General features: G+C 54.8%; 10 protein-coding genes. All 10 read right to left on the bottom strand.

The annotated features are described in order from the left end of the window. Nucleotides 1–24: 24 nt before the first annotated feature. Nucleotides 25–1,308 carry a condensation domain-containing protein gene (locus ABV298_RS22590; protein ID WP_353718423.1) on the bottom strand — a complete coding sequence of 428 codons (1,284 nt, stop codon included), beginning with the start codon at nt 1,306–1,308 and terminating at the stop codon, nt 25–27. Nucleotide 1,309: 1 nt separating this feature from the next. Further along, on the bottom strand, nt 1,310–2,584 hold the full coding sequence (locus ABV298_RS22595; RefSeq protein WP_353718424.1) for a condensation domain-containing protein: 1,275 nt from the start codon (nt 2,582–2,584) through the stop codon (nt 1,310–1,312). Further along, a complete protein-coding gene (locus ABV298_RS22600; RefSeq protein WP_353718425.1) occupies nt 2,581–3,876 on the bottom strand; it encodes a condensation domain-containing protein in 1,296 nt (431 codons plus the stop codon). Before ABV298_RS22600 ends, ABV298_RS22595 begins: the two co-directional genes overlap by 4 nt. Nucleotides 3,877–3,879: 3 nt before the next feature. Beyond that, nucleotides 3,880–4,338, bottom strand: a complete 459-nt coding sequence (locus ABV298_RS22605; protein WP_353718426.1) for a nucleotide disphospho-sugar-binding domain-containing protein — start codon at nt 4,336–4,338, stop codon at nt 3,880–3,882. Further along, complete coding sequence (locus ABV298_RS22610; RefSeq protein WP_353718427.1) at nt 4,335–5,081, bottom strand: hypothetical protein; 747 nt, start codon at nt 5,079–5,081, stop codon at nt 4,335–4,337. Before ABV298_RS22610 ends, ABV298_RS22605 begins: the two co-directional genes overlap by 4 nt. Then, a complete protein-coding gene (locus ABV298_RS22615; protein WP_353718428.1) occupies nt 5,074–6,282 on the bottom strand; it encodes a nucleotide disphospho-sugar-binding domain-containing protein in 1,209 nt (402 codons plus the stop codon). Before ABV298_RS22615 ends, ABV298_RS22610 begins: the two co-directional genes overlap by 8 nt. 46 nt (nt 6,283–6,328) lie before the next feature. Beyond that, complete coding sequence (locus tag ABV298_RS22620; RefSeq protein ID WP_353718429.1) at nt 6,329–7,144, bottom strand: alpha/beta hydrolase; 816 nt, start codon at nt 7,142–7,144, stop codon at nt 6,329–6,331. After that, complete coding sequence (locus ABV298_RS22625; RefSeq protein WP_353718430.1) at nt 7,135–7,434, bottom strand: phosphopantetheine-binding protein; 300 nt, start codon at nt 7,432–7,434, stop codon at nt 7,135–7,137. The genes ABV298_RS22620 and ABV298_RS22625 overlap by 10 nt, the downstream gene beginning before the upstream one ends. Continuing rightward, nucleotides 7,422–9,920, bottom strand: coding sequence for an acyltransferase domain-containing protein (locus tag ABV298_RS22630; RefSeq protein WP_353723226.1), 2,499 nt, complete (start codon nt 9,918–9,920; stop codon nt 7,422–7,424). The genes ABV298_RS22625 and ABV298_RS22630 overlap by 13 nt, the downstream gene beginning before the upstream one ends. A 178-nt stretch (nt 9,921–10,098) precedes the next feature. After that, a complete protein-coding gene (locus ABV298_RS22635) occupies nt 10,099–11,721 on the bottom strand; it encodes a polyketide synthase (RefSeq protein WP_353718431.1) in 1,623 nt (540 codons plus the stop codon). Nucleotides 11,722–11,743: the final 22 nt, after the last annotated feature.

Here is an 11,743-nt window from a genome sequence, read left to right on the forward strand (position 1 = left end):
ACGGCACGTTAATGAAAACTATCCTTACACCTGCTGAGTAGCCGAAGTGCGAGCGCCTTCCAACAACAGCCACATCGCTTCCCTGCAAATCTTCTCCGCGTCGATCATCGGCAGAAAGCTTTCGTGAGAGCAAAAGGAGAAGTCCATTCGTCCGGCGAAGGTACTTACTACCAGCGTGTTTGGATTACGCCAGGGAAAGCCTACGGAGGGACTGTGTATAGCACGAACGCTGAAATTGTTATACGTCGCCGGTATGTCGAGGATACCCATGTTGGAGATAGTGAGGTCGTGGCTACCCTTGGTGGAACGCATATGGCGCAGCAATGCGCCGGTTGAGCTGTGAAAGTATTCGGTAATGAACATCATCTCCGCGGCATTCACCTTTTCGGCCTTCTCTACAAGATCGTCCTTTAACCGGCGGGCTTCGGACCAAAAATCGCGTTGCGCGTCTTTTTGCGCAAGCGAAAGTTCGACGATCGGCGCAAATGCGAACAGGTGATCGCGGCCGATCGCTGGCAAATAGCGACGAATATCGACGGGGCTAATGACCTTATTCCGAGCGGATTTCCCTCTTACCGACTGGTGCGCCAGCAATGAAGCGGTGCACAACGCAGCCTGGACGGTCGTTTTCTCGGCCTTACATTTCCTGACGAGCGCGTTGGTCGTGTCGCGATCGAGCGTGTGCGTGAGAAAATAGAAGTTGCCCGGGCGAGGGGTTGGCTTCGGATTCAAGACGGCAAAAAGCCCCTTGGCAAGTGCCGAAAACAGCTTTCCCTTCCAATGGATCACTTTGCTGTTACGGACCGACGCGGGCACCAGCGAATCAATCGACAGAATGCCTTCGTAAGGTTCCAGGGGCACCTCGGGATCGTCGAGCAGCGTCAGCAGCTCACGCATGAGCGTCACAAACCCCGAGCCGTCGCATACGCAATGCGGGCACACGAGCAACAAATCGGAAACGGGTTCCGACCGCAACCATATCAGCCTGGCCGCCGGCCCGTTTTCCAGATCGAATCGTTTCTCCCATTCCCGCCGACTGACGTCCTGCCAGTGAATGTCGGATGTCCTGTCGGTTACCTCCACGGGGATAGGCTGCACCTGCGGATTTGTAACAAATATCGGGACATTTGTCTTGCTTCTCCGGACATTGGTCCTTAATAGCGGATGCCGGTTTTGTATTTTAGCCAGGGCTTCGTTTACCTGTTCAAGGGAAATATTTCCTTCGATAGTGGCCGTAAAAACGCAGTTCACCGGGGCAAGTCCGTCTGCATACATAATACGCTCCCCGACAATCATCTGTCTGTTCATTTCAATCCGTAATGCTAATAGGTTGGGCTTCCATTAAGTGTTGTCTGAGTAATGTCATGGCTGTTTCCGTAATGGATTTACCATCCTGACAGGAGATATAGCCTTCTTCGGAGTGAAATGCAAAGTCCATACGCCCGCCGAACGTCGAGACCGACACTTTGGACGGATTCCCCATCGGAAACCGCGACAGAGGGCTGTGAACGTCGGTAACACGTAATTGTCCGTAGGTTTCGCCGAGCGGAATGCGGCCGAGGTTGGCGAATGCGAAATCGTGCGCGCCCTTTCCGGCCCTGGCATACCGGATGCTTCGGGGATAAAGCGGCAAAAGGTATTCGCTGAAAAACAGCAGCTTGGGAGCGTTCGTTGCGGCTATCTGCTTGTACAGGCGGTTTTTCAATGCATTGGCCTGTTCACGAAAACCGGTACCGTCCGCAGGCGTTTTAAGTCCTACCATCGAAGGGAACGCAAACAGGTGATCTTTCGCGATTTCGGGTAAAAACCTGCGCATATCCACCGACGCGAACATATTTCCGCTCGTGCGCACGGTACGCTGGAATGCGCGCATGAACACCAGGATCAGCGCCGTGTTGAGGTTAACGTCCTTTTCTTTGCACGCCGATAGCAATGCAGCCGTTTCTTCCGGGCCCAGTTTCCAGCGGATCGTGTAAAAACGGTCCTTTTTTACCTCTTTCATCCAGGCTACGGCCAGCAGGAACAGGCGGGTAACGCCGGCAAGGGACTTTCCCGCAAGGCGGTTGAGCAAATTGCGGCGGACATTGGCAGGCACGAGCGCTTCGGGGAAAAACGGCGGATAGGGTTGCAGGCAGGTTTCCGGGTCGGCGAGGCATTCGAGCAGCTCGCGCATGAGCGTCATCACGGAAGTGGCGTCGCCAATGCAATGGTGGCAAACGAACAACAGTTCGGAGACCTGCGGAGAGCGGACCCAGACCACCCTCGCAAGCGGTGCGTCGGGCTGGTTGAACGGCGTGTCCCATTCGGTTTCGGCCTCTGCCGCCCAGTCGTTATCCGAATGTCGCCCGGTAACGCGGAGCGGGATTGGCTGTATCGGCTCCCGGGTTACGTACCATGGGATGCCATCGGCGCCCGTTTCTACGGTGACCCGCAGGAACGGATGCTTTTGCTGCATTTTCCGCAATGCTTCACGAACGTCCGTTTCCTCGAAATACCCATCTACTGTCACCGGAAATACCACATTTACGGGCGTGTCGGCGCCCGCGTACATGGAAGCTTCCAGGAAACCCATTTTTCTTTTCATAAACGCACGGAATCTGTCACGGCAACGGTTTGAAAAAGGATTTGCATAGCCTTTTCGCGGATTTGCATGGCTGTTTCGCGGGGCAGGAACGCTTCGTTCGAGACAAACGAAAAATCCATCTGTCCGTTAAAAGTAGTGGTAATGATCGTGTTCGGGTTGGCAAATGGCCCGATCACCGTCGGGCTGTAAATCGTATCGATCGTGAAGTTCCGGTACCTGGAGGGGATATCGAGCTTGCCCATATTGGAGAACATAAAATCGTTGCCTACTTTGGCGTAGGTCAGAAACTCGCGCAATCGGCGGACCGATTTGTGCGATGCCTCCATGATCATGGTGAATTCGTAGGGATTAAGTTTCGCCATTTGCCTGGAAACATGCTCCTGCAAGGCTTTGGCCCTCGCCCAGAAACTGGTGCCGATGGATTGTGCCAGATCTATATTCAGCGCGAGGCCGTATGAAAAGAGCATGTCGCGTTTCACCTCCGGCATGTAGCGGCGGATATCTACGGGGCAGGTCGCCTTGCCATGCGAACCTTCGCCATTTATGGCCTTAAATGCCTCGAGCAAAGCCAGACCGATGGCGGTATTCACCGTTACGCTTTCTTTTTTACAATAGGCGAATAGCGCTTTCGACTGGTTGGCGGCAAGTTTCCAGTTGATCAGGTAATCGCCCGAACGCGGGGCTGGTTTTTGTTTTTTATTAATAAATAATGAGCCTAACGCCAACCCGGCATGAACCAGCGCGGCGGAAAGTGTGGCTTTGAGCCGGCTGCGGCGATTATCCAGTATTTCGGCCGGTATAAGGTCGCGAATGCTTCCAAATACCGGTGCTTTGCCGATCTCGGCCTGGGGATCGTCCAGCAAGGTCAGCAAATCCGTAAGCAATGCCACGCCGGAACCGCCGTCGCACATGCAATGATGGAAAGCCATAACCAGGTCGGAGACCTCCCCGGAGCGGACCCAGGTAACGCGCAGCAGCGGACCGTTCTTTATATCGAACGAAGTTCCCAGCTCGCGGACCGTTTCGCGGTTCCAGTCGTGGTCACCTGTCCGTTCCACGATCCTGAGCGGGATATGCGGCCGGGAAACCGGGATGTGAAAATACGGTGCTCCATGGGCATCGGTGCCGATGGCCGTTTGTAGCATCGCATACTTTTCCTGCAAGCGGGTGAGTGCGATCGTCAGCCGCACATGGTCGATCTCTCCATTGATTTTGAGGGCATAAACCCCGTGGAATGGCTCGGTACCATCGCCAAACAGCACTCTTTCGAGGAAAAGCAGGTTTCGTTTCATCCGTTAGGCATTTTCGGTTACACGGTGGACAAGCGCGAAATCTTCGAGGAGCGACACGGCTTTGACATTACCGCCTGCCGCCTGGAAAGTATCCCGGACATGCTGCGCCGCCTTGCGGTACTTCGGGTTTTCGAGCAGTTCCCACATGGCGTTTTTCACGTCGGCGACCCGGAGGCGTTTGTATCTCACCTTAATCCCGCAGCCCGCACGCTCGATCAATGCCGCGGTGTGGAAATGGTCGTATGCGATGGGCGTGATAAGCATCGGCAGGCCGTTCATGAAAGTGTCGTTCACCGTGTTGAAGCCCCCGTGGCAGATTACGGCGTCCATTTTAGGAATAATCTCCGCCTGGGGCACGAAGCCCTGCACAATAAAGTTTTCCGGCCATTCGTCGATTACCGACGGATCGGTAGCCGCCACGATGGTGATCGGCTCGTTGCCGAATGCTTCGATGAGTTTCAAAAAAATTCCCTGCGGATATCGACCAGCAACGTGCCGAGCGATACAAATACCTTAGGTGTAGTGGCTTTTTCAAGCCTCTCCCAGTCGAAAGGGGTGTCGTTGGGCCGGCCATTCACAGGGCCTACGAACTTCATATGCGGTTCCGGGTCGGGAAAACCGGCGAATTCTCCCGACGTGAACACGATATTCATCCGGTGCGAATGGATCACAAACTCGTCGGTATAAATGCCCAGCTCGCGTTGAAGGCCTTTGATCAGGTTCTGCTGCCACTCGAAGATCCTGGGCGCCGAGTTGGCGGTATCGCCCATTACATCGGGCGGCACGGGCGTGGTCGTGACGCACGGAATGCCTTTGAGGTACGCGACCAGCGCGCCGGCGAAGGTAATGCAGTCGTTGACGATCACATCGGGCTGGAAGTCGTCGCTCACGCGCGAGACGCCGGGCACCATCATCCGGGCAAAGGGAATATAAGTTTCTTCCAGGGCAAGTTTCATCACTTCCGGACCCGACAGGGATGGCCCGTCGTCCTGGCGTTTCAGGATCCGGTCGATCTCGTCCCGATGCGGTGCGAGCTCCTCTTCCGGCAGGATGTACCGCCCGCCTTCCGGAATGTGTTTGTCTGAAAGGGGAATAAGCCCGGTCCACGCCACTTCATGGCCTTTGGCAAGCAAGCTGGCGCCCACGCTGAGGGTAGGGCTGATATGTCCGAAAAAAGGAGGTACTACAAATAAAAATTTAGCCATTCTGGAAGACATTCTGGAAGACATTAACGGATATCTGATCGAGCCAGCGGGCTGCGGTTGCGGTGCCGCCCGCTTCCCGGAACGACTCCCGGATGCACTCCGCGGCGAGCCGGTAGCCCGGATAATTTAAAATTTCGTCGACCGCATTTCTAAGATGCGGCGCTTTAAACCGGTTGAAATTGAGCCTTACGCCGCATCCGTTCGCCACCACGCGCCCGGCCACGTGCGACTGGTCGTAAGCGATCGGGATCACTACGAGCGGCAGGCCGTTGGATAGCGTTTCCGAAACGGTATTATGGCCGGCGTGACACACCACGCCATCGAGGTGGGGCAGTAATTCGAGCTGTGGCACCCGCTGCTGCACCAGGAAATTGGAAGGCCAGGTTTCGAACAAAGTCTCGTCAGAAACCACTATCACAAATATTTCACCCTCTCCGAACGCATCGATTACTTTGGTAAAAAAATCCCTTTTGAACTGATGATCGAAAGTGGTGCCTATGGAAATGAGGATTTTGGGGGCCGTCTGGTTCTTCAATCTTTCCCAATCGAATGGTATATCGGCAATGCGGTTGGCGATAACCGGGCCGGGAAAGCGGTAGTAGTTGGGCAGTTCCATTTCGCCAAAGAATGCCCTGGACGTGAAAACGAGCGTCAAAAGCTCGGATGTCGCCAGCGATTTTTCGCCTTTAATGCCGAGCTCCTGTTGCAGACCAATGATTTGTTTTACTTCCCATTCGTGGATTTTAGGCAGGTCCTCCATCATTTTCACGGCAGCCGGCGCGGTTACCGATGTGGCGTAGGGGATGCCCAGCAAATGCGCGGCCATGCCACCGGCGAAAACCTGATGGTCGTTGATGACCACATCGGGTTGCCAGCTGCGAAGGATTTGCATAATGCCGTCGAACATATAGCGGTTCAACGGCACGAGGACTTCCTCGTACAGGAACTTGATGCTCTCGATGCCATAGACATTCTTTTTGGTAATGATATCGAGGTATTCGGCATTGGCCTGTTTTTCGGAATCGTCCTGGTCGTAGCGGATCGGCAGTAACTGGCCGCCCGCAGGCAACTTTGTCTGTAATTGCTCGTCAAGGCTGATCCAGGCCACTTCGTGGCCCAGCGCCAGAAGCTCTGCGCCTACCGAGAGGGTCGGGTTAATGTGGCCGGTTAGCGGCGGGACGATAAATGCGTATTTGGGCATGGTGCCGGGTTATTATCATTCCCCAGACCAAGTCCGGGGCTGAGGATTATCTATTATCTACTATGAATTTCTCAAATCCATTTCCGTCGACTTCAGTCAACGGCCGTCTGAAAAATTCTGTCAATTGTTTTCCGATGATTTCCGGTTGCTGCACGGGTACATTGTGATCGCCGGGAGCGAGTACCAGCCTCGCGTTTCGGAGTTTTGCGGCCAGTGTGTGCCCGGAGGGGACGCAATTCGACATTTCGCCGTAAATCAGCAATGTCTCATGCGGAATCGCCGCCACCGATGGGTCGTCGAAGAACGTTTTCTCCGATTCCATGTCCGACCGGATGGAAGTCTCATTGAACAAAAACTCATACATCCGGTGATTTTTTTCCAATTGCCGCTTGCCTGCAAGCAGACGTGTGGTGTCGGCGAAGTTTTCGATGTAATGGATCAGAAACTCCTTGCTGTATGTATCGATGATCGCCAACGTTTCCTGTTCGCTGGGATCGGGACCTTCGATGACCGCCAGCTTGCCTACGCGCCCGGGGAACCGGGTGGCCATTTTCAATGCCACGAGCCCGCCATAGCTGTAACCGGCCAGATGCGCCGAGCCGATACCGAGCGTGTCCATCAGGTCGCTAAGGTCGTCGGTCATCGATGTCAGGTCGTAGCCGGTCCGCACTTTCTCGCTCATGCCGTGACCTTTCATATCGAACAGCACCACGCGGTAATGCGCCGCGAGCATAGGGGCGATATTGAAATAGTATACAGCCAGGTTGCTGAACATCCCGTGGATCATAATGATCGTCTCCGGGCCTTCCGGATTCAGCTCCTGTACATGCAGGCGAACGTTTGGCAAGGTGATTACTGGCATTCCCGGATGTAATTGATAATGTCTTCGAGTTTCAGCTGGATGATTTCGTCCAGGTCCATGTTCGACAGCCAACCGGTGAAATCGATGTTCGGTCCGAAATGGTTTTTGACTTTTTCCGAAAATGAGACGATCTCTATACTGTCCATTTCGAGGTCTTTGGTAAACGAGCTGGCAGGCGTGATATCCATTTCCTCCACAAACTCCTCGCCAATTACCTCAGCGATGAACTGGTTGAGCGTTTCAAAAACTTCCTCCTTGCTCAGCTTGTTTTCTTGTATCAGTTGGTCCATCCGATGATGTAATTAAAATGTTTGATAGTATTGATCCAGGTGTCCTGAATGCGTAATGCATTTTCTTTAATTTCTTCAATCTGATAAGCCCTGGGGTTACCCATAAGCCCTTTTCCCAGCATTTTGCCGAATGCTTCCTTCGCCACCCAGCAGCGGGTCATCCATTCGTCCTGGTCCCGGCCTTCCAGCAGCGCCATTTCCAAAGGTGTGAAAACGATCTCCGTGAAACCTGAGCTCCGCGGTTGTATTTCTTCGATATCGATCCCCACCGGACCTTTGTCGCTGGCAATCGCGACCGCTTCGAGGTTCTTATGAGCCAGGGAAATATGAATGCCTCCGGTCATCGGGCCATCCAGGAACGGCTTGCCCACCCCGTCGGAACGGATTTCGAACTCGATCGGAAAGTAAGCTTCCCCCCGCGAGCGCAGCAGCAGCATACGCGTGGCATCCTTGGCCGCGACCCGACTGATCATCCATTCCTTCTTTTTATTAGGCATCAGGCTTCGCTGGTGCTGCTTTTCGGGCTGGTTAAAATATCTTTTTAAAATAAAATCCCACGAAACAACACGCTGGTAAGCATTGCGGAAAAGGAACACGCCGGGCGCCACTTCTTCCGAAAGCACGTTTTGCAAGGGTGCCATCGATACGTTCCAGAGCTTGTCGTCGATTTCCAGACGGCGGTTTTGCCAACCACGGATGATCGACCACACTTCGCCGTCGCGTTTGAGAATGAAATCGGCGGTGGCGAATTCGTCGGTGAGCTCGGTAAGGCGGCAGGTGCATTCGAAAATACCCGCCTGGTCCTCCATTTCGCCGTAGAATTCCACTTCGTTGATCTTCACCGGGAAGGCGATCCGATCTTTGGTCAATGTCAGTTGCAGCCACAGCCCGAAGAGTTGGCCCGCGTTGTCGAGCAGAGAGCCCTTGCCGGCGCTGCCGGAAATAAGCCCGGTAATACCGTTCCGGGCGATGCTTTTTACCTCCCGGATACCCTGGTAAGCGGGGCCATGGAACATATTTTCGCGGTAAATCTGCTCGGGCGTAATGGTTATACCGAGCGACTCGCCGATATCGTAACCGGTTGCTTCGGGTACACCCTTCGTTTCCGAAAGCTGCACTTCCGCATTCGCGTATTTGTCAAGGTCGAGGTAAACGAGGGCAGGGTTTTTCCATTCGCCGGTCACGGTTTCGCGGAAGGGCTCCACCACATTCATCCATTGGAATACCTTGATAGCCATGATTTTCTGTACGCGCAGCCCGGGCGCCTGCTCGCGCGCGATGTCGCCGAAAACTTCGAAGATCATTGTCATTGGGATTACCGGGTCCATATCCTCCACACAATGCCAGCCCGGCTTTTGTTTGAGGAGCGAATGGTCGATGAGCCAGGGGCTGTTTTGCAGGGATACGTCGAGCTGTTTTTTAAATGGCGCGCGCTGTGCGGGCTGTTTAATGGTCTCCGGCCGGACGTTGGCGCGTGCGGCAGGTGCCGCTACCGGCCGGTTACGGATCAGTCCGGCGATTTCCGACTGCACCAGTGCAATTTCATGCAGGTTGGCCGACAATGCCCGCATCACCGGATTTGCCACGTCGTCGAGCGCAAGCTCCTTTTTCGGCTGGTGCACCGTAATCTTTTTAAGGGAATCGAATGATGTCACGAATGGAGAGCCCAATTGCAGCTTCATTGGTTTGCGCGCCGTTTGCTGCGCCCCGACGCCCATGAATGTGAGGTCGATCGCCTTGCCTTCCACGAACAATGCGGCCATCACGCGCTGGATTTGCTGTAACCCGCCGCGGATCGGTACATTCGAGGCGATGGCGCTGTACGATTTCCCTTTCAACGTGTCGTCTACGAAGCCTACAAGCCCGCCCGAACCTACCTGCACGAACATCCGGACATTCTCGGCATACAATTTGTCGATCAACTCGCGGAAGCGCACCGGTTTCACAAGGTGCTCGATGCTAAGCGAACGGATTTCGTCGAATGATTCCGGATAAAGGTCCAGCGTCGTGGCCGACCACAACGGAATACCCGTTTGCCGGAATTCCATCGTTTCGAGCCCGTCCAGTATCCGGTCCAGCTTGTCCTTGACGAAAGGCGAATGGAAGCCGGACTGGAACGGAAGCTGCTGATGGAAGATCTGATGCGCGCGGAGAACGGCCGAGAAATCCTCGACAGCTTCGACGGTACCACAAAGGATCACCTGCTGCGGGCAATTGTCGATCGACAAATAAATGTCGGGACGTCCTTCGAGCCAGGGTTTCAATTGATCGTAGCCGCAGCCCACCGCGAGGAACCGGGTGTTTTTGACTTCGAAAAGTTCAGGGTTTAGCCGGGTAAGAAGTTGCAGTACGGACGCTTCGGAGGCCAGGCCGGACGAGCGCCCGGCAAGCCATTCGCCGAGACTGTGACCTGCATTCATATCGGGTTTTACACCCAGTTTTTTAAGGGCCGAGTCGAGAATCCTGCTTTTTTCGAGCAGCTTCATGGCTGTGTTGAAAACCGATTGTTCGCCGGTCGTCCCGTTGGTTTCGAACCGGGGCAGGTTAAAGTAATCCGCCACGCTGTCTGTTTCTCCACCGGCAAGGCCGTCGAGACCAGGGAAGATGAACGCGGTTTTGCCGCCGTTGGCCAGCAGAGGTTCGTAGGTGTACCAGATATCCTGCTTATTCCGCCAGACATTGTTTTTGGAAACTATCTTGATAGCCTTGGCAATGCGTTCGGGAGTCGGCTCGAAAACGGCCACGCGGTAATTGCCGCTGCCGGTTTCTTTTTCGCCGGCTTCCAGCGCTTTGAGCAATGCTTCGTGCGTCGGTCGAGCGAGGAGTAAAACTTCGTCGCGGGCCGCGACATTCGGATCCCCCCCCTGTTGCAACAGTTGCCCGCTTTTTAGGACTTTTGTCCCAGCCTTCCAGCACAATATGCGCATTAATACCGCCAAAACCGAATGCATTCACCCCCGCATACCGCGGCAAACCCGATTGCTGCCAGTCGGTAAGTTGTTTTACCGGTTCGAAACGCGTATTGGCTAACGCCTCCACGGGCTCTTCGCAATGCAGGGTGGGAGGCAGTTGGCCGTGATACAACGCCAGGACGGCTTTGATAACCCCCGCAATGCCAGCAGCAGGCATCGCATGGCCTATCATCGATTTAACCGACCCGATTCCCGCTTTGGCTCCACCTTGCCCGAAAACTGCGGCAAGTGTTTCCAGCTCGGTTTTATCGCCCAACGGCGTGCCGGTTCCATGTGCTTCGAGATAGCCGATCTCGTTGGTACTGATACCGGCCATTTCCCAGGCCTGGCGGATGGCTTTCACCTGGCCGTGCACGGTAGGGCTCATTACGCTCGCACCCGCGCCGTCGCTCGATACGCCCACTCCCTGGATCACGGCATAAATACGGTCGCCGCCGGCAATAGCGTCCGAAAGTCTTTTTAATACAATGAAACCACAGCCCTCGCCGATAAGCAATCCGTCGGCACGCCGGTCGAACGGCCTGATCTGCTGGTTTCGGGACAATGCGCCCAATTGGTGGAATATGCTCCAGAACGGTGCGTTCTGGCATGCGTGTACCCCGCCGGCGATCATCATATCGGCCCTGCCTGAGTTCAGTTCCTGCACGGCATGATCGATCGCGATCAACGAACTTGCGCAGGCCGCGTCCAATGTGTAAGCGGTACCGCCGAGGTCGAGGCGGTTGGCCACCAGCGACGCCGTCAGATTAGGAATGAGGCCCATCGCGGTATCGGCTGAAAAACGGCCTTTTTTTTGCTGAAATTCCTTTTTTACCCTTTCGAGGTCTTCGCTTTTGAGATCGGGAAGAATGTTCTGCAGCACTTCTACGATTTGCTGCCCGGTGCGCACGATCTCGATCGCGCGGGTCGCCCCGGGACCGGTGTAATTGCCTTTACCGATGATAATTCCGGTTTTGGCAAAATTGGCGCCATTAGTGAATGCGCGGGCGTCCGCCAATGCTTTGTGCGCCAGGCTGAGGGCAAGCAACTGCTCAGGCTCGGTGCCTTCCACGGCCAGTGGCAATATGCCGAACTGGATCGGGTCGAATTCGGCGTAATTGTCTATAAAACCGCCGCGCCGGCAGTAGAACCGGTCGGCAGCCATTCCGACGCCCGGCCCGTTTTCTTCAAAAAACAGGCCGCCCATCCGGTTTTCGGGCACTGTCTCAATGGCGTCCACACCAGCGCTGATGTTCTCCCAGAAGGCCCCCAGATCGCCCGCCCCCGGAAAAATACCCGACATTCCGATAATGGCGATATCTGCATTTCTTTTCATGATGGTCACAATTTGTACAATG

The organism is Dyadobacter sp. 676 (genome assembly GCF_040448675.1).
Taxonomy (GTDB): Bacteria; Bacteroidota; Bacteroidia; order Cytophagales; family Spirosomataceae; genus Dyadobacter.